Genomic DNA, 21,118 nt, shown 5'->3' on the forward strand with positions numbered 1-21,118 from the left:
GACCGGACTGTTCACTGCGCTCGTCGAGGCGCTCGCCGAACTCCACGAGCACGAACTGTCGTTCGGCCGGCGGGAGTTCCGCGAGTTCGTGCGGGAAGCGTCCGTACGCACGGCAGGTTTCACCGAGAGCGGCCCCCAAGTCGCTTCTCGCGAAAGGATTGGGCCGCTTGCTGCTGTTCCTGGTGGCGGACGAAGATCTCCGAGAACACTTCGCTGTGCAACCCGGCCGGGTAGTTGCTGGTATCACGCCACCAGTCGGCGCTGAGAGTGGGGTCTTCGGAGATCTCGCCGAGGAACTCGAACAGCCACGTTTCGGCGTCTTCGAGCGATTCGAACAGCTCGTCGGCGTCCTCGCCCATCTCTTCGCGGAGGTCGTCGACGTCGTCGATGTCGTCGCTCTCGCTGAGCTGGCTGACCCGAGAGATCACCTCGGCCTTCTCGTTCATCTCTTCCTCCTGGTCGCCGGTGAGCTCGTAGACCTCGACCGGGATCGTACGCTTGTTCTCGACCCCTTCGAAGGCCTCGACGGTCCAGGTGTCTTCGAGCGACTGCTCGATGGCCGCGAGCGTCTCGGACTTCGTCGGCTCGTCGTAGTCGTCCCAATCCGGGACGTCCGCATCGCCGCTGCCATCGAGCGCACGCTCCTGCATCGCCTCGACGAGCGTGTCCTGCTGTTCGGGGTTGCCGAGTTCGTCCCACGACTCGCGGTCCTGGGAGTGCTCGGGTAGCCCCTCGCTGCCGCTGTTAGCGGAGGCGCTCATCAGGCACCACCGCCTCCGCCGCTACCGAGCGTGCCGCCGAGACCGATGCGGACCGGACGCTGGCGGAGGTGGAAGACGACCGAGATCGTCGAGTAGTCGTCGACGTTGATCTCGCCGCCGTCGTGCGCGGCGACGTAGTTGCTGGCCCCGATCTGTGCCTTGAAGTTGCCCGCGTCGTAGGCCGCCTGATCGGCGTACACCGTGATCCGGAACGCCTCGTTGCTCGTCCGGCCGGGGTCGTAGGCCCCGCGCACGTGGAAGTCGTCGGTCAGCAGACCGAGCGCCTGCAGTTGTGCGGGCCCCGAGAGCATGTTCGCCGAGAGCGCGATCTCCCACGCCTCGCTCACCGGATCCTTCTGCAGGACGAACTCGCCGTGTTCGCGAGCGTCGCCCATCTCGGCGTTCGGCGAGAGCTCTATCGAGTCAGTTGTGCTACCGACGGCCGTCCACGTCGGGGCGGTCGCAGTGGCGTCGTCCGTGGTCTCGATGACGATGATGTCACCGACGATGCGCTGGTTTTCTTCGACTACTGTGGATGTCATGGATATGTCTATCTCCTGTTAGTACGGATGCTTCGCTTCCTTCTTGATGCGCAGATCGATGCTACCGACCGTCTCGCCGGTCCGCTCGGTCTCTAACTCGAAGGCCGTCGTCTCCTCGACGTACAGATACTCGCACGTCCCGCCGAGGCTCCGGTCGTCGTACAGCGCCGACTGCACCGCACCCATCTGGCCGACGGTCTTCCGGAGGTTCGAGTCGTAGTCGCGCGGGTCGTCGCGGTCGAACACCGAGACGTTCGCGTTGATGTCGTAGAGTTCCTCGTCGCGGTCCGATGCGGCGTCGTCGCGGACCTTGCGGAACTCCAGGATCATCGCGAGCGGATACTCGACGCCGGCCGGGCGCTGCTGACCCTCGATGATGTACTGCTCGCCGTCGGGATCGGTGCCCCACTGGATGCTGGCCGCTCCGATCTGCGCGACGAGCGCGTCGAGCGTCTCGGCGTACCACGCGGACCAGTCGAGCGGCTCCGCGCTCTGACCGGTGCCGGGCGGGTGCTCCATCGGGTTGACGTCGCTTGCCATCAGTCGAACGCCCCCCGATTGCGAAGCACTTGCTCGGCGATGTCCGCCGAGTCGGACTGAGTCTCCCGCAACGGTTCGCTCACGAAGTCGTGAGCTTCCGTCCCGTGGCGGGCGATACTCCAGTAGATGCTGTCGAACCCGCCGGGGTAGTTGTTCCGGCGCGCCCACCGAGCGAGCGCCTTGTTCTCGCTCGGATCCGACGAGCCGGGCGCGTGCGGTGCCGACCCCTCCAGCAGCGGGAGGATGTAGTCGACGCCGTTCCGACCGCCGGCGACCACGCGCGTGCCGCCGCCACCGCTCTCGACGACGCGAATCGTTCCCTTCGCCCGGCCGGTGTTGGTGGGGATCTCGCGCTTGAGGCCACCGACGAGGTCCTCGCCGATGGCGCGCTTGATCGCGCGGGCGTGGCCGGGCATCTCCTCGGCCAAGTTGTGGAACTCCTCCGCGCCTTCGCGCAGTTCGTCGGCGAACTCCAGATCGACGCGGACCGAGCCGCCCGGCATCAGTTACCCACCTCCACCGAGCGGTGCGGCTTGAGCATCCCCGCGACCTCGGAGTTCCACGCGACGGGGATGTTGACTGCCATCTCGTAGGAGTCGGCTTGGACGACCATCCCCTCGCGTTTCTGACTCATCCCGACGAGCGTGTGGTCGACGAGTTTCATCTCGGCCTCGCGGACCGCTTCGGGCGGGCGCTCGTAGCCGTGGGTGAGGTCGACCGCGACGTTGCCGTAGCCGTCCGGCCAGCGACCATCCCGTCGCGTGCGCGAGCGCGTGTACGGGCCGTCCTCGTTGCCGTAGTGGCCGCGGGACGGACTGCTCGCGCCGGCCGTGTAGATGAGCGCGCCGGAGAGTTTCGCGTGGTAGTCGTCGGCGTCGACGTGGTCGCCGTCGATGCGGACCTCCGACACGTCGCGGATCGGATCCGGCAGATAGAGCACGCCCTTGCCGCCGCCATCGAGAACCACCGTGTCGTTCGGGTGGTCCTCGAAGTCGCGCCGGCAGTAGTCGTCGATGCGGCCCTTCGCTTTGGTCTGGAGCGATTCGAGGAAGTTCTGCCAGTCCGAGACGCCGTCGGAGTTGACGTCGGCCGTCGTCGAGAGGCCGAGGCTCTCCGGGCTGGTTTGGACGTACTGCTGTAGCTCGTCGGGGTCAGCGTACACCGTCTCGCCCGACGAGGTCGTCGGCACTACGCCGACCCCCCGCTCTCGCGCGGGTCCTCGTCGGAGGTCTCGGACACGCGCGCCTTCTCATCGAACTCCGGCATCAGTCGCCGTCCTCCTGCCAGCCGTAGGGATCAGCGCCCTCGGTCTGGCCCGTGATCTCCGGATAGCCGACGAGCGCGACGCCCTCCTTGTCGAGGTCGCGGCCGACCTGCTCGAAGCGGTAGCACTCCGGGTTCGGACACTTCAGGTCGAGGCCGATGTCGTGGCCGCCGACGCCGCGCATCCGCACGCGGTGGACGAGCATCGGCAGGTCGCTCTCGCAGGCACCACACTGCATGTCTGCGGCCAGCTCCGGCCGGTCGAACTCGCCGATGGGCATCCCGGCGACCCAGAGCCCATCGCAGTCGTCGGCCGAACAGCGCAGACGGACGTCCTGATGGAGGTAGCCGAGATTCGAGAGGTGCCTGTCGCGTTTGGACTCCTCTGTCGGCTCGGATCCGCACTCGGGACACCGCGTCTCCGCTGGAGCCGGCCGTTCCGTGAGTTCCGCGCCTTCCCCCGCCGCCATGCTACTCGCCCTCCTGATCGCGGACCTCGCCGAGCGCGGCGATCAGCTCATCGGCCGACTGGTTCGCGGTGATACCGTAGGACTGCGCGAGGTCCTGCAGGTCGACCGTGTCGTCGTCGGCGCGGTACTCCATCGCTTCGAGCTCGTCGTCGTTCGGGATGTCCGGGCGCTCGGACTGGGGCGCGGCGACGTCGTCGTTGCCGGCGCGATAGTCGGCGACGATGTCGGCGACCTCGCTGTCCTCGCCTTCGAGGACGGCTTCGAGTGCTTGCTCGACGGCCTCGTCGGTGACCTCTTCGAGGTTCGAGCGCTCGCAGTTGCGCTGGGCGGTCTGGTTCGCCGTAAGGATCAGACTCTCCGGCGAGTCGACGACCGCGTTGCCGATCTTGTGCGACTCCTGGCCCGGAATCCAGCGATACGGAACGCCGTGGGCCGGGCCCTCCGGCGGGAGATAGCCCTTGACGCCGTCGACGGCCATCAGCCTTCGACCTCCCCGTTATCTTCCTCGTAGTGCTCGATAATCCGACGAAGGTCGTTGATGTCGTGGTCGTCGATGTTCGTGCGGACGTTGGTCCGGCTCTCGGTGAGTACGAGGAACCCGTTGCCGTGTTCGTCGGGTTCGTAGCTGAACGTCATCTTAGGCCAGCCCCGTGAGCAGCGACGTGTACTCGTGGGCGCCCGCGTCCTGGAGCATCGTGCTGTAGCGCTTCAGGAAGAAGCGGTCGGCGTCCTCGGTCTTCGCGAGGGTCTCCATCATCGTCGACGCGAGGTCGTGGACCGCGTGGAAGCGCATGTCGACGGTGAGCAGCTGGCGGCCGTCGGGGTTCGCCGACGCATCGTACGCCGTGTTCGGCATGTAGTCCGAGTGGACCAGCCGATGGCCGTCGATCATCACCGACTGCGCGCCGAGGTTGATGGTGCCCGTCGGCCCACCCTCGATCATGACCGGGTCGTGGTCGTCGAGCGCGTTCTTGAGGTCAGTGATGGTCTTCAGGTCCGCGAACGAGACCGTCGTTCCGAGGTTGCCGCCCTCTTCGACCGTCCGGCGGACGTTCTCGCGGACCATCTCCGGCGTGATCGTCGAGCCAGCGCCGGCGTCGGGTTCGTGGTCGCGCCCGTTGTCCGTCGCGAGCGTACGCATCCCCTTGTAGGCGCGCTCGTCGTTGATCGAGCCGTCGGTAGTGCCGTTGGTGGGTGCGCCGTTCAGGACGAGGTTCTCGCCGAAGTGTGCCATCGCGGTCGACTTCGCCCGCTGCTCGACGCCCATCGCGTTGCGGAAGCCCGCCGACGCGAGGTTCATCGGACCGCTCACCGAGCCGGTGACCCGGTAGTACGTCATCGACTGCGTTTTCGGCTGCGTGGTGAGGTCCGAGTCGTCCGGGACGTCGCGCTCGCCACCGATCGATGGCTGGGAGAGCTCCGTCACCGAGTCCTGCTCGACGGTGTTGCTGTTCCGAGCCAGTTTCGGCAGCATGTCCCACGCCGGCGTGTTCCGGTCGGCGAGCCACGTCAGGTCGTTCAGCGGGTAGGTCGGGAGCTGATAGTCGGCGATGTTGAGGCCCTTCGCCGCGGCGACCTGGGCCATCGCCCCGCGGAGGCTCGCACCGTCCTGCATGAGTTCATCGAGCGCGCGGTACTCGCTCTGATACGCTTTCTCCAGCTCCGGCCGGGCGTCGTAGCCCTCTTCACCAGTGATCGCGCCGAGCGGGTCCGAGATGACGGTGCCGTCAGGGATGTCGCCGAACGCCGCCGAGAACTCCTTGCGCGCGTTGACAGTGTTGCTCTTCGGCGTGGCGATGAGTGCATCACTCATTCGTCCTCACCGCCTTCGCCGCCCGCGGTTCCGGCACGCTTGACTGCAGCCGCCATGTCGCCGTCACCGACGAAACCGCCGTCGCTCTCTTCGCCGTCCTCGCCGAGCGCGTCGAGCTGCGTGGCAGCGCCCTGCCGACCGTTCTGCTGTTCGAGGGATTTCTCGATGGCCGCGAGTCGCTTCTCGATACCCGACGTCGGCGCGCCGAGCGCTTCGGCGGTGTCCTCGTCGATAGCGCCCGCGTCGGCGAGCGCTTCGATGGTGCTCTCGTCGAGGTCCGAATCCTCGATGTCGAAATCGGGGTCGCTACCGCCCTCCCCACCGTCGCCGCCGTCGCCGCCTTCGCTGCCGACGTCCTCGAGCTTGCTCTCCAGCTCGTCGAGGCGGGTTTCGAGGTCGTCGTCGAGACCGTCCGATCCGCCGCCGTCGCCGCCACCGTCGCCGCCATCGCTGCCGGCGTTCTCGACAGCCTCTTCGGCCGCGCTCTGTGCCTCTTCGGCCGACTCGGCCGCCGATTCGGCCGCTTCGGCGCTCTTTTCTACTGCCGTTTCGATTGTGTCGAACCGCTGTTCAAATTCGTCGTCCATAACTGGTTGTTCCTGGGTACCGCTGCCGCTCGCTGACTTCGCGACCACAAAACTCGCCGCCTGCACCGCCGGGTCGTCGACGATGCTGACGTGGGTCGCCTCTGCGAACTCGACCGTCCACGTCTCGCCGACGGGCGCGGGCGGGAGTTCCATCGACGGCCCACCGTCCGCAAAACTATTGGCGAGCTCTGGCTGTGCTCCCGCTCCCGTGCTGGGCCCGACGGGGCGGGCGATCTCCTCGATGTCCAGCTGCTCGCCGTCACTATCGTAGACCGCGCGCACGGGCCCGAACACCGAGACACCCGTCAGATCGCCAGCCTTGATGTCACGCCAGACGCTCTCGTCGGTGACCTTCGCCGAAACCATCCACGTGCCAGCCGGGATGGTCCGGTCGGCACCGTCGAAGCGCAGCGTGTCCGGCGCGACGTAGCTCTCGGTCGGGTGGCCGACGTCGCCGCCGGCGTGCATTGCGTCGATCTTCCCGTCCGGGAGAAACGACCGCGCAACGTTCGCGATGTTTTCCGCACGGTACTTGTGGCGCTCTCGATCCGGCTGATCCGGCACGAGGACAGGCGCGGTGACGACCTGCTCGTCGGCGTCCTTGCTGACGATAGGGGCACCAATGGCAGCCGTCGGGCCTGTCATTACTCCGGCTGATGGCCTACCGTTCCTATAATGTAATCAGCGCGCTGAGGTTAACAGATTTTGTTAAATCACAAGACTGCGCGTGTGTAGTTGGCTCGCGAGACTACATTATTAGAGTGGGCTGACATAGCACGAGTCGGGCCACACGGCCCGTCACACCTCCCCCGCTCGGAGAGGGAGAGCGAGGCGATAAACCCGCGTCAAAGAGCGCGGTCGAGTGCCGTCGACGATACGTCGATGGTTCGTCTGTTCGACACAGTTTCCGAGAGACGGTATCTGCCGGGCGCGACGGCGTTGCGGGCGCTCCGACCCGCCGATGCCCATCCGCGCCCTCTTTGCTACCAAGAATTAGTACGTAGCTTTATCACTCAAACGTGCGTAGGGTTAGCTATGGGACTCATCACCGGACTGGTTCGACTCGTGTGGTTCGTGACTGTCGGCTGGATGCTCGGCAGCGCGTACTTCCTGCTCATGTTCCTCATGAGCCCGTTCTTCACGCTGGCGAGCGGGAGCATCATCAAGAACACACGGAACATCATGTTCCTGACCAGCGGCAGTTAGCCAGAGTGCTATTTGCCCGTATTTCTCGCTTAGTTTAGTAGCCTGATTGTCGCTGGTTACCGACCATAGTCAGTGCGTGATCTACCCGTTCGTCCATCTGTTCGCTGCATTCGCCACAGAACTCCAATATTGTCGGTGGGGCCTGTTGAGGCTGGATTTCCCACCGGGAGGCTGCCATTCCCTCGAAGAACTCCTCGCAGGCGTCGCATTTGAATGCGTCCGTCATACTCACCAGTAGGTTGTATGTGGGCTAATATAAGAGTATGCCACAGAGTAAACTAACTACGCGAGTCCTGCTTTCTTGACCCACGAGTAGTACGTCGGCCGTGAAACGCCCAGCCGCTTGTGGGCCTGTGTTCGACTCTCATCGCCGAGTTCCGCAGCCAGCAGCACCTCGTCGATGGGCGTGTCCTGCTCGTTGGCGACCTCTTGCATCCGGCGGGTCGGGTCGTCGGCCCACTTCCGAACCTTCGCGACCGTCGTCTGTGGCGAGAGCGAGAAGTCACACCGGCACTGGATGCCCCACACCGACGCACCAGGGAACTTCTCGCTCACCGATGCGGGCCCGCCGTCCGGGCGATAGTCCACGTGCCACGACTCGCCGGGGCCGACAGTCTCGCCGTGCATCCGCTTGTGTGAGTCGCGCGTCCGCCCGTCGCCCGACCGCCCGCCCGTGGCGATCCACGTTCGCGCCCAGCCACCGACTTCGTCGCCAGTCGCCTCGGCGTACTCGGTGCGGCCCTCCTTCGCGGCTTTGCCCAGCTGGTCGCGGGCGAGGCGCTCGGCCTCGTAGCCCTGCCAGTCCTTGGACAGTTCCTCGATGTTCTCCTCGACCCGCGTGATGCGATGGCCCTCGGTCCACGCCATCTCGATCACTTCGCGAAGGTCGTCCTCGAGGCGCTGGCTGATCGGTTTCGTGATGCGGAGCGCCCGTCGTTGGATACGCTCGACGACGCGGTCGCGCACCTGATCGAGGTCGACGTCCTCGACGGTGAGACCAGCCTGCCGGAGCTCGGTGAGAATGTCCTCTTCGCCCTCGGTGATCTTCTCGGTCTTGTGCTCGACCAGGACATCGCGGACGTCCTCGGCGAAACCGATCCCGATCTCCTCTTTGATGAGCTGCATCATCGCCGGGATGTTCTTCTGTGCGCCCACCTGCGCGGGCGATTTGCCCTGCGAGTCACTGGCCGGTCGGCGGAGCAACTGCTGGTTGCCCTTGATCTGATTCAGGACGCGCTCGATAGCGTTGGCGTAGACCTGCTCGACGTCCTCCTGGAGCGCCTCGATCTCGCCGGGCTGGAAACTGAATTGGCGATAGTCGTCGGTGCTCCGGAGCGCCTTCATCGAGACGACGTCGACGTCGCCCGGCAGCCAGTAGCCGTCGGCCACGTCGTAGCCTTTCGATGCGGCGGCGCTCTGACCGTCGCCGCCGTCGCTAAAACCCGTATCGCCGTCCTGTGTCGGTGTCTGATTCTGCTGAAGGCCCTCGCCGCCCGGACCCTGCGAGTTCTGGTTCTCGCCCTCCGGCGAGAGCACACCACCGTTTCCGCTGCTTCCACTACCGCCGCGCGTCGCCGGCGTGCCTGGCTCGTCGCCCCACGGGACCGGGTCCTCGCCGCGCTCTTCGCGAATCTCGTTGACCGTCACTGTCCCGTTCTCCAGCCGGAGCTTGTTCGTCTCGGCGATTTCCTTCTTCTCCATCAGGTCTCGGCCAGGGTCGAACTTGAGGCGGATGTCCTCGTGCCACCAGCGCTGGAGATACTGGTTCGTCCACAGCGTTTCGAGATTCCGGAGGATCGATCCGAGCGCACGCTGCTTGTACTTCTGGCGCATCGAGACGTCCGTTGCCCGCGTCATCTCCTCGCCGATAGCCAGCCCCGTCTCGCTCACTGGCGTTCGGAACGCAGCGGCGACGAGCTTCGAGTACCACTGCTGGCGGTCGAGCACCTGTAGCTCCTTGTATGTCATGTTGAACGGGACGAAATCCGCCTCGCCGCGAGTGTAGGGGTGCTTGATCTGCTCGCCTTTGACCTCTTCCTGCCAGTAAGTCTCGAACTTGTCATAATCACGGTCGGACCACTCGTCGCCGATCAGCGTGATCAGGCCGGAGGGCATCCCCTCTTCGAGTTCGTTGATCTCCTTGTCGACGAGCCCGCCCATGATGTTGATGAAGCGAGCCACCATCTCGACAGGACTGTAGCCGTAGATCCCCGCACGCGTCTGCGTGGGCTGGAAGACGCCCCACATGACGACGTCGCGCTCTAACTCTTCGGGCTGGCCCCAGCGCTGTTCCGCTCTCGGATACTGGAAGAACCGCTGGAGGATGCGGTGAGAATCCCAGTCCGCCGTGAACGTGTTCGGGTCGAGCGGGATGGGTTCGGCACGCCGCCCGTCGACTTCGAGATTCACGACCGACACGCAGTTGCCCACCTCCAGGAGATCGCGAGCGAGCATCGAGTTGATGTCGTTGAACGATTCGGGGTTCGGGTTCGGATCCTCCAGCGCTCGCTCCGCATCGTCGAGGACGCTACTCGGCACGTCGGTCTCCTCGTCGACAGGGACCACCGACCAGGGGACGCTTTCGAGGTCGCCGAGGATGGCGCTCATGTTGATCTGGACCTCACCGGACTTGGCGAGCTTCCGCAGCGAGAGCGGGTTGTAGCTCCGGGGCCGGCCCTTGATCGGACTCTCGATATGCTCGGGAACCGAACCTCGACGGATCCCGTTATCGGCCTTCGAGATGCCGACCTCCGTCCGCGACCACTGGTTTTGGTTACGGTGATAGACCGACGAGCCGGTCGAGCCAACGACACCGCTGTCGGTGTGCGTCGGATCGTCGACGACGTCGCCGCTCCAGAGACCCTTCGCCACGCGGTCGCGCAGTCGCTTGATGGGTGAATTATCTGCCATCGTTTTCATCTCCGAACCCGATGTAGACTGCCATCTCCATGTCGCACTCGATGCACTCGCCGAAGTTGATGGCGGTCCAAAGGGTGGTGTATGCGTTACAATTCGGGCATTTGAAGTCCACGCCCTCGTAGCTCGGCATGCAGCCACCGCGCTCGGAGAGGTCTTTATCAAAGTCGAGTTTGTGGACGTGTGCAGTCCCGTCGGAGTTTGTGTCATCCATTGGTTACATCTCCAGTGAACCGACGCGCGACCCCCAGTGTTCGCGTTGGGCCTGCCACGCCGCCAGTCCGATGGACGTGAACGGCTCGCCGTGGCCCTCGTTGGTCTCGACGGCGTCGAGGTCGTTGGTCACGACGCCCAGTTGTCTCTTCTGGCGGCCGTCAGGTAATAAAACTATTCTCTCGTCCGACGCGAACACGTCGAGAGCGCCCGCCATCGAGTCTTTCGCGTTGCCGGAGAGACTGACAGGTTTCATCTCGTGCGGGAGCTTGCCCTGCTCTTCGAGGCTCTCGAACTCGCCCCGAGTGTCGTCGTAGGCGAGCGTGCGCACGCCGAAGAAATCGATGGCGCGGCGGAGGTATCTGACCTGCCGGGTGTACGCCCAGCCGTCCATCCACTTCTGATGCAGCTGCACGAGATGACCGCCCGGTTCCTCGACGAGCACGCCATCGTCGTCGGGAAACCAGCGTCGACAGACGGCGAAGACCGCGCAGTGGGCCGGGTGCTTTCGCTTGCCGATGTCGTGGCCGCCGACGACACCCGTCACGGCGGGCGAGGCGAGCCAGTCCTGGAGCGCAGTGGGCATCGCGTCAGTCGCGAGCGAGCGGTCCGCGCCCCAGTCCGGCAGTTCCGGCGCGATCAGATGGCCGAGGTCCTCGTCGCTGAAAAAGGCGACCTCGCTCGACTTCGGCGAGCACATGAACTCCTGGTTGAACAGTTTCTCGCCGATCTCGCGCTTGCGATTCATCAGCGCGTCGTAGCTCATCCACTCCGGCCAGAGGACGTCCTCGGTGGCACGGTCCTCGATGGCCGGCTGGACCATGTACTCGTAGTCCTCCAGCAGCGACTCGTCGAAAGTAAAGTCCTCCTCGGTCTGTGGGGTGGTCGTGACGTGGAGTTCCTCGCCGTGCTCGGTTTTCGGGATCGACGAGACGCCGGCCCGGAACACGTTGTTGATCTTCAGGATCTTCGTCGGATTGAGGTCGTTCTCGGGATCCTGGAACGGGTCGTCGACGTAGACGTAGCCCGCGTGAATCCCACGAACGTGACTCATCATCCCGTGTGGCGAGAGCGTGATCTCGTGGGTGCCATCCCACGTCCACTTCCCCTTGGTCTCAGCCGTCGGTTTCAGGTCCTCCAGTCCATCGAAGTACGGGTTGCGCTCAATGAGGTTCTTGATGCTATCGGAGCCTTCGCCGATGTGGTAGCCAGCAGACTTTTGCTTGTATGAAAAGTAGTGCATCTCGAATCTGGCAGGCCCGTCGGCCCATTCAACGTCTGGCAACGCATTGAATCGGGCTCGCCAGATTTTCCAGAGCACATGAATGTAGAAGCCAGTGCTTTTCAGGTGGTTCCGCGGGCCGATGTCGCACGTCTTGTTTCCTGACTGGAGGAACTCCAGCCGCTCGCGTACCCACGACCCGCGCGTGAACTCATCGCCCGGCTCGTCGTCGGGCCCGAACGACTGGCTGAAGATCAGGTCGGCGAACGTCGGCAGATCCTCGTACGTGGCGCGGTAGAGCGCCGTCCTGGTCGTGCCGTCGAGGTCGTCGGTGGGCGCGGGCGCGGTGCTCATCCGCTCCCGTCTGTTCGGTTGCTCGTTACTGTCTCGAAGGCGCTCGCGACCTCGGCAGGGTCAGCCGCTCGGAGGTCCTCGCGCATCTTGTCGATGGTGTTGCCCTCGCCCGCGCCTTGCGCCCCGTCGACGAGCGTGGCGACCTGCCGGAGCGTCCCATAATCCGCGCGCTCGATGGCCTCGCGGACCTGCGCGTAGGTGCTTCCGGTCTGGCTGTCGCTCGGCGTGACGCTGTTGGCAAAGTTCTGTTCGTCGGCGGAAGGCGGGTCGGTCTGGCTTGCCTGGCTGGCGGATGTGCTCTCGCTCGCGTCCTGCATACCCTGCTGCTCTCCGAGCGCGTCGACCTGTTCGAGCGCCATCTTAACCAGCGGCGATTTCTTCCCCCGTCGCCGCCCGCTCTCGTAGATCCCGAGCGCGCCGAGGATCGGTAGGATGATTTCGAGCGCATCGGGCACGCCGAGCGTGCCGGTGTAGACCGACAGGAGCGTGCCGCCGATGATGAATACGCCGCCGATGCCTGTGACCGCTTCCACGATGTCGTCTTTTTGCGTTGTGTCGAGATTCATGCTTGTTCGAACCGCTGTTGGTTGTTCGCGATGCGTCGGAACGCCAGCGTCCCACCGATGCCGCCGACCGCGTAGCCGCTCGCTTCGAGCGCGAGCGAGATCCGACTGCCGGCGAAAAAGCCGCCCGTCGCGACCAGGACGAGCACGAGCCCGACCGAGGAGATGGCGCTGGCGTACTTGTTCGAGACCGTGTCGTACCGCGGCAGGCCGGCGATGGCGAAGCCATACGCGATGAGCAGGAAGCCAGCGAGCACGCCGAGTGCCTTGACCGTCGGGCGGAGCTCGATCATGTCACTCCTCCCCGTCGTCGCGCTCGTTGGTGACGATCTGGAACGGGACCACCGCCGAGATGTCGATCTGGAGGGTCGCCCACAGCAAGAGGGCGAAGATCGCCAGCGTTCGGTCGGTGATCGGGCGCTGGAGGTACCATGCCCCGACGAGCATCCCGACGAGAGCGACACCGGCCAAGAGGCCGACGTAGTTCTCCATCTGCTGTCGGTTCATCCATACGCTGTCCTGTCGGTGCTATGAAATTCATGAGTCATCCTTGTCCTCGCTGCTCGGTCCGTCCGCGTTGCTATCCAGTCGATTGTGTGACGCGCCGACGACCGCCGTCACGATCTCGTCGGGGACCGAGTGCTCCAAGTTGATGGACCCGCCGAGATTGACGTCGAGTTCGTTGTCGTCGATTCCGAGGCGCGTGGCCTTGCCCTCAAGACTCCTCCGCTGGTCCTCGCGAAGACGGCGGCGCTCAGCAAGGTCCGGAACGTCGCGATCGACACCGACCACGGCTTCCTCGTAGGTTGGGTTGCCAGCCGGATCGGCGACGTAATACTCCTCACCCGGGTGGATCGTGATTCGCTGGTGAGGTTTGAACTCGATGACAGTGTCGCGCTCTTCAGCCCACTCAGGCGCGCGGTGGTCTTGGTGGTTGACAACTTCCCAATCCGGCACTTGCTTTTTCAGCCCAGAACTGTTGACCGTGGTCGCCGGTCGGTAAGCCGTGATCTCTTCATCTTTCGTTGCGCGACGCTCATCCATTCGGGAACGGTCATGCTTTCGCTGGAGTGAGCGCGCGATCCGAAGGTCCTCGTCGGCGTGGCTCTCGCGGACAATCTGCTTCGTCTCTTCGGCCGACTCGGCGTCGAAGTAGCCACGGACTGTCCGGGGCTTGATGTCAGCGATCCCCTGCTCGCGGAAGTAATCGGCTATCCGCTCGGATGTCCACCCATCAATATGGTGTAGCCGCCGGGCGATCGCGGCGCGTCGCTCAACCGAGAAAGGCATCAGCCGGGCCGCGGAGTGGCGAGCGCCATACGACGTTTTAAGGAAAATGCTTTAATAGATATATAGGTTGGGGTGCGTGGTCAGACGCCAGTCGCGAGCGCCGTCAGATCACCGTCCTCGACGCAGTCATCGCAGCACGAGAGACACAGCTCATCGAACTCGGCATGGTCGACGTCGAGCACCAGGAGTTCCTCGCCGCAGCGCTCACAAGTACCGTCGTGCCAGTCGGGGCGCTCTCGCTGCTGGTCGCGCTCGATGGCTCTCGCGAGCGTCGGGTCGAGACTCATGGCCGACCTCCGATCACGACGCCGGCACACCAGTCGCACTCGTCGTCACCGTCGTCGCGATAGCGCAGCCCGCAGCGCTCGCAACGTTTGAGGTGGTCGTCGTTGAGGCGCATCCGCCACGCATACAGCACGGTGATGATGACCGGCGGGCCACCACTGTAGTCGTGGGTGTAGATGAACACCGCCTGCGTCGGTGGATGCAGGCGAGCGCGGCCGGACTTGCGCGGCGCACCGATCTCGACGGCGCGCTCGAAAGCATCCATCAGATCCCACGGCGCGACGTCGTCTTGCTTACAGCAGATGCGGGCGACCCACTGGTCGACGGCGTGCTCGGTGAGGACTGGCCCTGCCGAGTCGTGGCGCTCGATGAGCTTGTCGAACGACTCGTCCGGCGTCCGTGCGTCGGCGCTCATCGCTGACCTCGCTCGTCGCGAAGGTCGGCCAGCAGATATGACGATGCGAGCGCGTGGCGCTTCGCGTCGCCGAACCGGCCCTCTCGGATGGCGCGCCCGTTATCGCGGAGTGCTATCTGCACGCCGCGGACCTTGTCGGGGTAGTGGATGCTCATCCCTGTAGCACCACCAATTTCTGCTCGAAGTCGCCGACTGCTTCGTCCTCGTCGATAGTTCCCTCTCGCACGCGGTAGCCCCGGCCGTCGAGCGCACCGCGGGCACGGGCCTCGTCGGAATCGAAGTAGAGATTTGCACCGTCGAACGACGGCCGGACGAGATACCGGTCGAGATCGTCGGCGAGCGCATCGGCGACGTCGAAGGCGAACTCGCGGGCGGCCTGTTCGTCGGTGAACATCACAGCCCCTCCAGCGAGCGCTCGATGGCAGCGAGATCATAGCGCGTGACGTCCGACCACTCGCTGCCGTCATGATAGCGGACAGTCGCGGCCTCGCCGTCGTGTGTCTCAGCCGGGACGCGCTCGACGCACACGCTGTTGCGCTCGACGAGGTCATACCGCTCTCGGTGGAGGTCCTCGGCAAGACGGCGGCCCTCGGCGGTCGGATGCGGAGCGAACGCCAGCTGCATCGTGCGGGAGAGCTGGCGCATGGTCCTGCCGATGCTCGCGAGGGCGTGTTCGGCGAGTTCGTCCATCGCGCGGCCGAGGTGTTCGAAGCTCATAGTACCCCCATGAGCCCGAGTGAAAGCGCACCGATCACGACGAGCGCGACGACGAGCAGTGCAGCGAGCTTTGCGCGTTGCTCGCGATAGTACCGGGCCGTCGCTGCGAGCGCGGGTCGGAACGGGAGTACCGGAGCACTCGTCGGACAGACGTCGAGATGCAGCTGGACACCGTCCCACTGCGAGCGCACCCGGAGCGCCTCGCCCTGCCGGTTGCGCGCGGTCACCTGGACTGGCACCGGTTCGAACCCACCGCTATCGAAATGTTCCTGCACGCGCGTGCGTTGCTCCTCGCCGAGGTCGCCGGGGAAGCGGATGGCCTGCGCTCGGGCATGATAATGCGCCGACTGCGAGCGGTGGAGGACGTCCTCGTCAGTGACGCCCTGCATGCTCTCGGTCGGCGGTTCGCGGGGTGCTTCGGTAGTCGCCATCAGCTGACCTCCACTGTACCACGATGGTCTTTCACAAGTGGCCGGCGGCCACTGCCCGACAGCGAGCAGCCTTCGACACGCACCCAGTCCGCACCCGGTGGCTCGATGTCGCGGACGTTCGATCCGACCTCGTCAACCATGATGTTGTGATAGTCGTCGGTCGTGTTGTAGAGATCGCAGTCGCGGATCGTGACCTCGCCACACGACCCGTCGATCTGGATGAGACCTTGACCGGGCACCTCGGACGTGACTTCGAGATCGACGTTCTCGATGAGACCACCCGACGAGCCGTTCCACTTCATTCTCTCCCACCAAATCCCTTCGGTTGACTGGCCTTCATCCTCACCGGAGCGCGTGTGTTCACCCGGCACCACGAACCGGTCGCGGGGCGCGTCGAGAACGACCTTCGCGTTCTTAACAGTCGACCGTCCGGAGAGGCGCATGTTCGTGTTGCTGTTGTTTTTCAGTAGCCCACCGTCGACGTGGACCTCGCCGCGCGTTCGCGAAGCATAGAACGTGTGCATCGCGCTCGTCTCGATATGCGGATCGTCGACATGGAGTGTCCCGCGATGGGAAGGCCCCATATAAACCGGGATGCACCCTGTCGGATAGTCACGGACCTCGCCGTGGGCTGTGATTTCGAGGTTCGAGACGTGGCCGGTGCCGTCGTCGCTCGTGACGTGCGGGAGTAGGTTTTCCATGCCGGTGCCGCCCTCGAAACCCGGCGCGCGCTCCTCGTCGGTCTGTTTGCCGACGAAGCGCAGATTGTGAAGTTCGAGCGCATCACCCGCGGCGGCGTTCACGCCCATCCCCGTTTCGCGGTCGTCGCGGAGGTCGAAAGTGAGGTCGTCGAGGACGAGACCGTGGCTGATGCGGAGTGTGAGCGGCATCGCAAACCCGCGTTTCGGCGTGCGGATCGTGGTGTCGCCGCTGCCGACGAGTCCCCAGCGATTCGTACCCTCGACGTGCGTCCGGCCGCCGAGGAACAAACTGTCGCTCTCGATGATATTGAGGACACCCGTCCGCTCTTTGATGTCGGACTGTTCCTCGACGCTGTGTTTCTCGTCGAACGCGACGCCGTGGCGCGTCATGTCATCGCCGTCGCTCGGAGCAGGTTTCGGCGGCTTCGAGCGCGCCGTCGCATCGGCAGCGAGGTTGGTTCCCGAGATCGTGGTGCCAGAGAGTTCCCCCATCGTCAGAACTCCATCTTGGGTTTGACGACCGACAGGTCCTGCCAGCCGGCGTCGGTCGCCGAGTTCTTGAACTTGGCAGGACCGTCAGCAATGCCCGAAACGTTGAGCGGTGGCCAGAGCCGGTATGAGTCCTCGCCGTTATTGCGAACGTTGCCCGCGACGAGGCGGTTCGGCCCGTCGAGCACACCGTCCTTGTCGTCGGCCGTGGCTCCCTTGAGGAGCATCCCCGGCCCCGCGACGCCGAGGAGATAGTGCGCGCCCGACGAGCGTACGGTGATGGTAGGCGCATTCAGGTACGTTGGCATGAACTCGGTGAAGACGCCGCTACCCATATCGAGGAAGATGTCGAGGTCCCACGCTGCCGCCGCGTCGTTGGTGCGGAAGGCCAGCGGAACGCCGGCGAACTCGATGACGTCGTCGCCAGTCGAGAGATGACCTTTGACCTCGTTGCCGGAGACGTCCTCGTGGGCGTCGTCGACGTCCTGGATCGGGCCGCTAGATCGGAAGTTGTAGTCGATGCGTTTGTCGGTCGGACTGCGGAGTTTGAGTCGTGGCATGTCGGTTCGTTCTGGTTCGTTTGTTCGGAGTTGTTCGGCAGACGATGCGGACACGAGAGCCCAGCACAGGGCGAGGAAAGCCGCCCCGTCCGGCGATTCGGACTTTATTCCGGGGGTTCGTGTCATGACGATGTGTTTTGAACTGGTTCAACAACGGGATCGGCCCGATTGAACCAGCCGGAAAGCGGTTGCAGAGGGTGTGTAGTGGTGTAGTAGTGGTTTTACTCACAGCTACACAACACATACTTACACACCACACCGCAACCGAGCTTTATCTCAATTCAATGGAGGTGGTTTCCCTCCTCGGCTGGATGGGTTCATTCGCCCCCTTCTCCCCCGTTCCCGTTGTTGAACCAGTTCAAAGCGCCCGGGTTCCGTTGAACTCGGTCGAAGTCTATCTTGAGCGCCTTCGGCTTCTGCTCGGTACCGGTCGACGTCGGGACGGTCGTCGCTTCTCGCACGGCAGCCCAGGGGTACTGCCCTTCGTCGAAGCCACTCACGTCCTCGTCAGCCCCGCCGATCTTGTCGACGAGGTCGTAGGCGTACCGCTTCGAGCAGCCAGTCGCCCCGGCGATCTCCTTCGGCGTGACGAGCGCCTTCGCCATTCCACCGCGGGCCTGATCGGCGTAGGCGACGATGGCTCCGATCTTCTCGCCCTCGCTGCTCTTCTCGCTCTCGACGTCGGCGATGGTCGCGAGCGTCTCGCCGTGGCTCTCGACGGCGGTCTGGATGTCCTCGATGTCGCCACGAGTCTGCTCACCGGCCTCTGGCAGCCCTTCGAGCGGGTGGTGCTCGCCACCGATCTCGGCGTCGGTGAGCACGACGAGCGTCCGCTTGATGAACGCCAGTTCGTTGCGCATGGCTGACGTACTCTCGTTGAGGTTCTCGACGTCGCTTTCGAGGTCGCGAACGTACGCTTCGAGCTCGTCGCGCGTCATCTCCTCCGGGGCGGCTACCACATCACTCATCGGCGAACGCCTCTCGGTACGGGTCGGTGTTCTCGCTCCCGTCCGGTCCGTCTTCGAGGTGGTCGCCTTCCTCGGCCTGTCGCCCTGCCCCCGCAGCGTCGCCGATGAACTCGACGCGGTCCTCGCGGCCGAGTTCCTCCAGGAGCCGTCGGCGCTCGACGTCGCCGCACTTGATTGGACCAGCACCCGTCATACGGCACGCACCACCCCACTCTGCGCTTCGTAGACCTCTCCACGCCGCCGGAGCTTTTCGAGCGCTTGCTCCGAGACCGTGTGGTCTAGGCCGAGCGCTTCGGCGACATCGTGGATTTCTCCAGTCGCCGCACCAGGAATGTCATCCGGGTCCGTGTGCGAGCGCAGTTTCTCCAAAAAGACAACCACACGCTTAACGGTGATCGTGGCGTGGTCGCCAGCGGATAGCTCCGTCGTCCGGTCGTGGCCGTAGACTTCGACCTCCAGGTCCTCGACCCGCTTGCGGAGCTCACTGGTGTCGATACTCTCGTCGCTCCCATCGCCGCTGCTGTCGCTGTTGATCTCTGTAATATCGTCGAGACTCATGCCGTCCCTCCAGTAACCGAAACCCGCACGGTTCGCTCGCTGTTCGCGAGGTCCTGTTCGCACTCCTCGCACCGATAGACGCACGCCGAGAGCGTGCCGCACGAACACGGCTTGCGGAAGCCGTAGTCGACACCTGCCCGTTCGGACTCCTCGCTCCCGTCGCTCATCGCTGGCCCCCTGGCCGGAACGTCCGACCACAGCCAGGACACTGCACGCGACCGGTGCCGTCTCGCAGCGGGACCGTCCGGTCGGTCAAACAGTCACGGCAGCCACCCAGCGCTGGCACTCGTGAGGCGGCCATCAGTCGAGTGCCTCCATTGCTTGCCCGCGCAGGTGGTAGTTCCCGTGCTCGGGCGGGTCGCGCGGCTCGATATTGCTACCCCAGTTCGCCCACGGAATCGAGATATCGTGGTGGGCGTGCTTGTCGATCATCGCCTCGAAGCCGTGTTCGGCGACGCCGACGAGTCGGTGAACGTAGACGTAGACCTCGCGGCCGTCCTCGTAGGAACGCCAGCGCTCGTACCCGCTCTCGTGGGTCTCGAAGCGGGCGAACGGCAGGCGGGCGGGCATCACGCAGCCACCCCTTGCGCAGCGCTGGCGCTACCCGTTTTTATGTGAGCACCTACTACTCGGTAAGAATGCCCGGGGTGGGCTCCGAACCCACGATCTCCGCATATCCCAGGTCCGAGGCGACAGCCTCGGGGGAAAACCGCTCTCGAAACCCTATGAGTGCGGCGCTATGTCCAGCTAAGCCACCCGGGCTATCAGTCGGTACTGGACTCGCGCCCATTAACGTTCCTATCTCGCTTCGGCAGTCTTTTGTCGGTCGGTAGCACAGTCGCCGTATGGACGTTCCCGGTATCGTCCGCGAGCGCCTCGCCGACGAGCGACGGATGACCAGCGTGAACGTCGGCGGCGACGACCGGGTCTACATCACGCCACCGAAGACGCTCGTCTATCGCGCCGCGGGACTGTTCAGCAGCGAATCAATCGAGGAGTTTCCCCACGATGTCGGCCGCTTCGACGTCTCGGCCGACCGCCGCGAGGCGACGTTCGCCTTCGAGTACGAGCACGGCGTCGAGGCGTTCTCGGCTCCGCGTGAACGCATCGAAACCATCCTCCCGCCGGTGCTCGCCGGTGTGCTCCGGACCACCGGACTCATCGACGACGGGGAACGAATCGAGGAGAGCTACCGCTTCGGCGAGCGAACGCTCATCGTCACCGACAGACAGTTGCTCACCTCCGTCGGCGAGGCCGTTTGGGACCGCGAACACGACAGCTACGACTTCGAGCGGGTCACCGACCTCCGCTTCGACGAGGACCTCCGCATCGACGTCGACGGACGCCCGCGGTACATCGAACTCGACGGCGATGGCCGGCGCGAGGCCTATGAGACCCTCGAAAGCGCGCTCTGTGCATACCACGGCGTCGCCAGCATCGACCAACTGTCCGACCGCACAGCCGAGCGAACGACCGACGCCGCTCCCGCCGAGTCGGAGGCCCGACCCGTCGCCACCGACCCCATCGGCGATGGCTCGACGCGCGAAACCGTCGACCGCGACGCCGGTGGTACTGCCGACCCATCTACGGAGCAGCCGGCACAGCCTCGTTCCCCATCCGACGACTCGCCCGACCCGTTGATTCCCGAGGCGACCGAGTCCGACCACGCAGGGGACGAACCAACCGCTCACGACGAGAGCGAGGACATCGACGAAAGGCAACTGGCCGACGAGGTCGACGCATTGAGCGAGCGCGTCGAACGACAGACTCAGCTCCTCGAACGACAGACCGAACTCCTCGAACAACTGGTCGAGGAGGCCAGCACGCGGCGAGTCAACGACGACCGATAACCTTCTTGATACACGAGGAGCCGAACGGGCCGTGTTCGCCGGCGTCGAGCTGAATGAAATGCCCAGTGGTCAGCGACGCGCCACAGCGCCGACAGGTGAACTCGCCCTCCCGCGCGATGACGTCGCGCTCGAAGCGGACGAAACCTCCGGAACGAACCCGAACCCGTCCGTCGGCGCGCTCGATGATGCCGCGCTTTTCGGCCGTATCGAGGATGGTTCTCGTAGTGTGTGGGTCGCTCGTGAGGGTTTCGAGTCGATTCACTGCGTCGGCGAGGTCGAGTTCGTCGTCATCGAGGGTTGCGAGCAACTGGACACCGAGTTCGACGACGTTGCTCACGCCAGCGGTCGGTCGCCGACGCCTAAACGTCGTGCGGAACGGGACCGAAACCGGCTTCTCGCCCACG

General features: G+C 64.7%; 34 protein-coding genes and 1 tRNA gene. 2 read left to right on the forward strand and 33 right to left on the reverse strand.

Annotation, left to right across the window (positions count from 1 at the left end):
• Positions 1–119: 119 nt before the first annotated feature.
• The 10 genes from ACQUQO_RS00400 to ACQUQO_RS00445 all read right to left on the reverse strand — a co-directional run bounded on the left by ACQUQO_RS00400 (position 120) and on the right by ACQUQO_RS00445 (position 6,621).
• Entirely contained in the window at positions 120–761 is a 642-nt protein-coding gene (locus ACQUQO_RS00400; protein ID WP_435075956.1) for a hypothetical protein, read from the reverse strand.
• Positions 761–1,303 carry a hypothetical protein gene (locus ACQUQO_RS00405; RefSeq protein ID WP_435075957.1) on the reverse strand — a complete coding sequence of 181 codons (543 nt, stop codon included), beginning with the start codon at positions 1,301–1,303 and terminating at the stop codon, positions 761–763. The genes ACQUQO_RS00400 and ACQUQO_RS00405 overlap by 1 nt, the downstream gene beginning before the upstream one ends.
• Positions 1,304–1,321: 18 nt before the next feature.
• Positions 1,322–1,843 carry a hypothetical protein gene (locus ACQUQO_RS00410; protein WP_435075958.1) on the reverse strand — a complete coding sequence of 174 codons (522 nt, stop codon included), beginning with the start codon at positions 1,841–1,843 and terminating at the stop codon, positions 1,322–1,324.
• On the reverse strand, positions 1,843–2,346 hold the full coding sequence (locus ACQUQO_RS00415) for a hypothetical protein (protein WP_435075959.1): 504 nt from the start codon (positions 2,344–2,346) through the stop codon (positions 1,843–1,845). Before ACQUQO_RS00415 ends, ACQUQO_RS00410 begins: the two co-directional genes overlap by 1 nt.
• Complete coding sequence (locus ACQUQO_RS00420) at positions 2,346–3,032, reverse strand: hypothetical protein (protein WP_435075960.1); 687 nt, start codon at positions 3,030–3,032, stop codon at positions 2,346–2,348. Before ACQUQO_RS00420 ends, ACQUQO_RS00415 begins: the two co-directional genes overlap by 1 nt.
• Positions 3,033–3,108: 76 nt before the next feature.
• Positions 3,109–3,576, reverse strand: coding sequence for a hypothetical protein (locus tag ACQUQO_RS00425; protein ID WP_435075961.1), 468 nt, complete (start codon positions 3,574–3,576; stop codon positions 3,109–3,111).
• 1 nt (position 3,577) lies between these two features.
• A complete protein-coding gene (locus ACQUQO_RS00430; RefSeq protein ID WP_435075962.1) occupies positions 3,578–4,054 on the reverse strand; it encodes a hypothetical protein in 477 nt (158 codons plus the stop codon).
• Positions 4,054–4,212: a hypothetical protein gene (locus ACQUQO_RS00435; RefSeq protein ID WP_435075963.1), complete on the reverse strand. Its 159-nt coding sequence runs from the start codon at positions 4,210–4,212 to the stop codon at positions 4,054–4,056. The genes ACQUQO_RS00430 and ACQUQO_RS00435 overlap by 1 nt, the downstream gene beginning before the upstream one ends.
• Before the next feature lies 1 nt (position 4,213).
• Entirely contained in the window at positions 4,214–5,389 is a 1,176-nt protein-coding gene (locus tag ACQUQO_RS00440; protein WP_435075964.1) for an SU10 major capsid protein, read from the reverse strand.
• A complete protein-coding gene (locus tag ACQUQO_RS00445; protein ID WP_435075965.1) occupies positions 5,386–6,621 on the reverse strand; it encodes an XkdF-like putative serine protease domain-containing protein in 1,236 nt (411 codons plus the stop codon). Before ACQUQO_RS00445 ends, ACQUQO_RS00440 begins: the two co-directional genes overlap by 4 nt.
• Before the next feature lie 390 nt (positions 6,622–7,011).
• On the opposite strand from ACQUQO_RS00445, the gene ACQUQO_RS00450 reads away from it, so the two are divergent.
• A complete protein-coding gene (locus ACQUQO_RS00450; RefSeq protein ID WP_435075966.1) occupies positions 7,012–7,182 on the forward strand; it encodes a hypothetical protein in 171 nt (56 codons plus the stop codon).
• Positions 7,183–7,216: 34 nt separating this feature from the next.
• Here ACQUQO_RS00450 and ACQUQO_RS00455 read toward each other — a convergent pair whose 3' ends face one another.
• From ACQUQO_RS00455 to ACQUQO_RS00560, 22 genes are all read right to left on the reverse strand, one after another.
• Positions 7,217–7,408, reverse strand: coding sequence for a hypothetical protein (locus tag ACQUQO_RS00455; RefSeq protein ID WP_435075967.1), 192 nt, complete (start codon positions 7,406–7,408; stop codon positions 7,217–7,219).
• A gap of 56 nt (positions 7,409–7,464) precedes the next feature.
• A complete protein-coding gene (locus ACQUQO_RS00460) occupies positions 7,465–10,092 on the reverse strand; it encodes a phage portal protein (RefSeq protein ID WP_435075968.1) in 2,628 nt (875 codons plus the stop codon).
• A complete protein-coding gene (locus ACQUQO_RS00465) occupies positions 10,082–10,312 on the reverse strand; it encodes a hypothetical protein (RefSeq protein ID WP_435075969.1) in 231 nt (76 codons plus the stop codon). Before ACQUQO_RS00465 ends, ACQUQO_RS00460 begins: the two co-directional genes overlap by 11 nt.
• 3 nt (positions 10,313–10,315) lie before the next feature.
• Positions 10,316–11,887: a hypothetical protein gene (locus tag ACQUQO_RS00470; protein ID WP_435075970.1), complete on the reverse strand. Its 1,572-nt coding sequence runs from the start codon at positions 11,885–11,887 to the stop codon at positions 10,316–10,318.
• On the reverse strand, positions 11,884–12,453 hold the full coding sequence (locus tag ACQUQO_RS00475) for a hypothetical protein (RefSeq protein WP_435075971.1): 570 nt from the start codon (positions 12,451–12,453) through the stop codon (positions 11,884–11,886). Before ACQUQO_RS00475 ends, ACQUQO_RS00470 begins: the two co-directional genes overlap by 4 nt.
• A complete protein-coding gene (locus tag ACQUQO_RS00480) occupies positions 12,450–12,743 on the reverse strand; it encodes a hypothetical protein (RefSeq protein WP_435075972.1) in 294 nt (97 codons plus the stop codon). Before ACQUQO_RS00480 ends, ACQUQO_RS00475 begins: the two co-directional genes overlap by 4 nt.
• 1 nt (position 12,744) lies before the next feature.
• Positions 12,745–12,957: a hypothetical protein gene (locus ACQUQO_RS00485; protein ID WP_435075973.1), complete on the reverse strand. Its 213-nt coding sequence runs from the start codon at positions 12,955–12,957 to the stop codon at positions 12,745–12,747.
• 30 nt (positions 12,958–12,987) lie between these two features.
• Complete coding sequence (locus ACQUQO_RS00490; protein ID WP_435075974.1) at positions 12,988–13,740, reverse strand: hypothetical protein; 753 nt, start codon at positions 13,738–13,740, stop codon at positions 12,988–12,990.
• Between the two features lie 80 nt (positions 13,741–13,820).
• Complete coding sequence (locus ACQUQO_RS00495; protein ID WP_435075975.1) at positions 13,821–14,027, reverse strand: hypothetical protein; 207 nt, start codon at positions 14,025–14,027, stop codon at positions 13,821–13,823.
• Entirely contained in the window at positions 14,024–14,440 is a 417-nt protein-coding gene (locus ACQUQO_RS00500) for a hypothetical protein (protein WP_435075976.1), read from the reverse strand. The genes ACQUQO_RS00495 and ACQUQO_RS00500 overlap by 4 nt, the downstream gene beginning before the upstream one ends.
• A complete protein-coding gene (locus ACQUQO_RS00505) occupies positions 14,437–14,595 on the reverse strand; it encodes a hypothetical protein (protein WP_435075977.1) in 159 nt (52 codons plus the stop codon). Before ACQUQO_RS00505 ends, ACQUQO_RS00500 begins: the two co-directional genes overlap by 4 nt.
• On the reverse strand, positions 14,592–14,834 hold the full coding sequence (locus ACQUQO_RS00510) for a hypothetical protein (RefSeq protein ID WP_435075978.1): 243 nt from the start codon (positions 14,832–14,834) through the stop codon (positions 14,592–14,594). Before ACQUQO_RS00510 ends, ACQUQO_RS00505 begins: the two co-directional genes overlap by 4 nt.
• A complete protein-coding gene (locus ACQUQO_RS00515; protein WP_435075979.1) occupies positions 14,834–15,157 on the reverse strand; it encodes a hypothetical protein in 324 nt (107 codons plus the stop codon). The genes ACQUQO_RS00510 and ACQUQO_RS00515 overlap by 1 nt, the downstream gene beginning before the upstream one ends.
• Entirely contained in the window at positions 15,154–15,588 is a 435-nt protein-coding gene (locus ACQUQO_RS00520) for a hypothetical protein (protein ID WP_435075980.1), read from the reverse strand. The genes ACQUQO_RS00515 and ACQUQO_RS00520 overlap by 4 nt, the downstream gene beginning before the upstream one ends.
• Positions 15,588–16,781 carry a hypothetical protein gene (locus ACQUQO_RS00525; RefSeq protein WP_435075981.1) on the reverse strand — a complete coding sequence of 398 codons (1,194 nt, stop codon included), beginning with the start codon at positions 16,779–16,781 and terminating at the stop codon, positions 15,588–15,590. Before ACQUQO_RS00525 ends, ACQUQO_RS00520 begins: the two co-directional genes overlap by 1 nt.
• 2 nt (positions 16,782–16,783) lie before the next feature.
• Positions 16,784–17,338, reverse strand: coding sequence for a hypothetical protein (locus tag ACQUQO_RS00530; RefSeq protein ID WP_435075982.1), 555 nt, complete (start codon positions 17,336–17,338; stop codon positions 16,784–16,786).
• 317 nt (positions 17,339–17,655) lie between these two features.
• The gene (locus ACQUQO_RS00535) at positions 17,656–18,306 is read right to left on the reverse strand and encodes a hypothetical protein (RefSeq protein WP_435075983.1); all 651 of its coding nucleotides are present in this window, start codon (positions 18,304–18,306) and stop codon (positions 17,656–17,658) included.
• The gene (locus tag ACQUQO_RS00540; RefSeq protein ID WP_435075984.1) at positions 18,299–18,499 is read right to left on the reverse strand and encodes a hypothetical protein; all 201 of its coding nucleotides are present in this window, start codon (positions 18,497–18,499) and stop codon (positions 18,299–18,301) included. The genes ACQUQO_RS00535 and ACQUQO_RS00540 overlap by 8 nt, the downstream gene beginning before the upstream one ends.
• Positions 18,496–18,864, reverse strand: a complete 369-nt coding sequence (locus tag ACQUQO_RS00545; RefSeq protein ID WP_435075985.1) for a hypothetical protein — start codon at positions 18,862–18,864, stop codon at positions 18,496–18,498. Before ACQUQO_RS00545 ends, ACQUQO_RS00540 begins: the two co-directional genes overlap by 4 nt.
• Positions 18,861–19,031: a hypothetical protein gene (locus ACQUQO_RS00550; protein WP_435075986.1), complete on the reverse strand. Its 171-nt coding sequence runs from the start codon at positions 19,029–19,031 to the stop codon at positions 18,861–18,863. Before ACQUQO_RS00550 ends, ACQUQO_RS00545 begins: the two co-directional genes overlap by 4 nt.
• Positions 19,032–19,164: 133 nt before the next feature.
• Positions 19,165–19,434 (reverse strand): hypothetical protein, encoded by a 270-nt coding sequence (locus tag ACQUQO_RS00555; protein ID WP_435075987.1) that lies wholly within the window; start codon positions 19,432–19,434, stop codon positions 19,165–19,167.
• Positions 19,435–19,503: 69 nt separating this feature from the next.
• Positions 19,504–19,626 (reverse strand) — tRNA-Met (locus ACQUQO_RS00560).
• Between the two features lie 83 nt (positions 19,627–19,709).
• Here ACQUQO_RS00560 and ACQUQO_RS00565 point away from each other — a divergent pair.
• A complete protein-coding gene (locus tag ACQUQO_RS00565) occupies positions 19,710–20,714 on the forward strand; it encodes a DUF7115 domain-containing protein (protein WP_435075988.1) in 1,005 nt (334 codons plus the stop codon).
• On the opposite strand, the gene ACQUQO_RS00570 is transcribed toward ACQUQO_RS00565, so the two are convergent.
• Entirely contained in the window at positions 20,698–21,051 is a 354-nt protein-coding gene (locus tag ACQUQO_RS00570) for a DUF5830 family protein (RefSeq protein WP_435075989.1), read from the reverse strand. The two genes, ACQUQO_RS00565 and ACQUQO_RS00570, sit on opposite strands and share 17 nt — an antisense overlap.
• Positions 21,052–21,118 lie beyond the last annotated feature (67 nt).

Origin of the sequence: Halococcus sp. AFM35, from assembly GCF_051195015.1 — an archaeon.
Classification (GTDB): Archaea; Halobacteriota; Halobacteria; order Halobacteriales; family Halococcaceae; genus Halococcus.

Excerpts from the sequence above, each read along its gene's own strand:
- ACQUQO_RS00400 (WP_435075956.1), bottom strand. The coding sequence starts at position 761 with ATGAGCGCCTCCGCTAACAGCGGCAGCGAGGGGCTACCCGAGCACTCC.
- ACQUQO_RS00405 (WP_435075957.1), bottom strand. The coding sequence starts at position 1,303 with ATGACATCCACAGTAGTCGAAGAAAACCAGCGCATCGTCGGTGACATC.
- ACQUQO_RS00410 (WP_435075958.1), bottom strand. The coding sequence starts at position 1,843 with ATGGCAAGCGACGTCAACCCGATGGAGCACCCGCCCGGCACCGGTCAG.
- ACQUQO_RS00415 (WP_435075959.1), bottom strand. The coding sequence starts at position 2,346 with ATGCCGGGCGGCTCGGTCCGCGTCGATCTGGAGTTCGCCGACGAACTG.
- ACQUQO_RS00425 (WP_435075961.1), bottom strand. The coding sequence starts at position 3,576 with ATGGCGGCGGGGGAAGGCGCGGAACTCACGGAACGGCCGGCTCCAGCG.
- ACQUQO_RS00430 (WP_435075962.1), bottom strand. The coding sequence starts at position 4,054 with ATGGCCGTCGACGGCGTCAAGGGCTATCTCCCGCCGGAGGGCCCGGCC.
- ACQUQO_RS00435 (WP_435075963.1), bottom strand. The coding sequence starts at position 4,212 with ATGACGTTCAGCTACGAACCCGACGAACACGGCAACGGGTTCCTCGTA.
- ACQUQO_RS00440 (WP_435075964.1), bottom strand. The coding sequence starts at position 5,389 with ATGAGTGATGCACTCATCGCCACGCCGAAGAGCAACACTGTCAACGCG.
- ACQUQO_RS00445 (WP_435075965.1), bottom strand. The coding sequence starts at position 6,621 with ATGACAGGCCCGACGGCTGCCATTGGTGCCCCTATCGTCAGCAAGGAC.
- ACQUQO_RS00450 (WP_435075966.1), top strand. The coding sequence starts at position 7,012 with ATGGGACTCATCACCGGACTGGTTCGACTCGTGTGGTTCGTGACTGTC.
- ACQUQO_RS00455 (WP_435075967.1), bottom strand. The coding sequence starts at position 7,408 with ATGACGGACGCATTCAAATGCGACGCCTGCGAGGAGTTCTTCGAGGGA.
- ACQUQO_RS00460 (WP_435075968.1), bottom strand. The coding sequence starts at position 10,092 with ATGGCAGATAATTCACCCATCAAGCGACTGCGCGACCGCGTGGCGAAG.
- ACQUQO_RS00465 (WP_435075969.1), bottom strand. The coding sequence starts at position 10,312 with ATGGATGACACAAACTCCGACGGGACTGCACACGTCCACAAACTCGAC.
- ACQUQO_RS00470 (WP_435075970.1), bottom strand. The coding sequence starts at position 11,887 with ATGAGCACCGCGCCCGCGCCCACCGACGACCTCGACGGCACGACCAGG.
- ACQUQO_RS00475 (WP_435075971.1), bottom strand. The coding sequence starts at position 12,453 with ATGAATCTCGACACAACGCAAAAAGACGACATCGTGGAAGCGGTCACA.
- ACQUQO_RS00480 (WP_435075972.1), bottom strand. The coding sequence starts at position 12,743 with ATGATCGAGCTCCGCCCGACGGTCAAGGCACTCGGCGTGCTCGCTGGC.
- ACQUQO_RS00485 (WP_435075973.1), bottom strand. The coding sequence starts at position 12,957 with ATGAACCGACAGCAGATGGAGAACTACGTCGGCCTCTTGGCCGGTGTC.
- ACQUQO_RS00490 (WP_435075974.1), bottom strand. The coding sequence starts at position 13,740 with ATGCCTTTCTCGGTTGAGCGACGCGCCGCGATCGCCCGGCGGCTACAC.
- ACQUQO_RS00495 (WP_435075975.1), bottom strand. The coding sequence starts at position 14,027 with ATGAGTCTCGACCCGACGCTCGCGAGAGCCATCGAGCGCGACCAGCAG.
- ACQUQO_RS00500 (WP_435075976.1), bottom strand. The coding sequence starts at position 14,440 with ATGAGCGCCGACGCACGGACGCCGGACGAGTCGTTCGACAAGCTCATC.
- ACQUQO_RS00505 (WP_435075977.1), bottom strand. The coding sequence starts at position 14,595 with ATGAGCATCCACTACCCCGACAAGGTCCGCGGCGTGCAGATAGCACTC.
- ACQUQO_RS00510 (WP_435075978.1), bottom strand. The coding sequence starts at position 14,834 with ATGTTCACCGACGAACAGGCCGCCCGCGAGTTCGCCTTCGACGTCGCC.
- ACQUQO_RS00515 (WP_435075979.1), bottom strand. The coding sequence starts at position 15,157 with ATGAGCTTCGAACACCTCGGCCGCGCGATGGACGAACTCGCCGAACAC.
- ACQUQO_RS00520 (WP_435075980.1), bottom strand. The coding sequence starts at position 15,588 with ATGGCGACTACCGAAGCACCCCGCGAACCGCCGACCGAGAGCATGCAG.
- ACQUQO_RS00525 (WP_435075981.1), bottom strand. The coding sequence starts at position 16,781 with ATGGGGGAACTCTCTGGCACCACGATCTCGGGAACCAACCTCGCTGCC.
- ACQUQO_RS00530 (WP_435075982.1), bottom strand. The coding sequence starts at position 17,338 with ATGCCACGACTCAAACTCCGCAGTCCGACCGACAAACGCATCGACTAC.
- ACQUQO_RS00535 (WP_435075983.1), bottom strand. The coding sequence starts at position 18,306 with ATGAGTGATGTGGTAGCCGCCCCGGAGGAGATGACGCGCGACGAGCTC.
- ACQUQO_RS00540 (WP_435075984.1), bottom strand. The coding sequence starts at position 18,499 with ATGACGGGTGCTGGTCCAATCAAGTGCGGCGACGTCGAGCGCCGACGG.
- ACQUQO_RS00545 (WP_435075985.1), bottom strand. The coding sequence starts at position 18,864 with ATGAGTCTCGACGATATTACAGAGATCAACAGCGACAGCAGCGGCGAT.
- ACQUQO_RS00550 (WP_435075986.1), bottom strand. The coding sequence starts at position 19,031 with ATGAGCGACGGGAGCGAGGAGTCCGAACGGGCAGGTGTCGACTACGGC.
- ACQUQO_RS00555 (WP_435075987.1), bottom strand. The coding sequence starts at position 19,434 with ATGCCCGCCCGCCTGCCGTTCGCCCGCTTCGAGACCCACGAGAGCGGG.
- ACQUQO_RS00565 (WP_435075988.1), top strand. The coding sequence starts at position 19,710 with ATGGACGTTCCCGGTATCGTCCGCGAGCGCCTCGCCGACGAGCGACGG.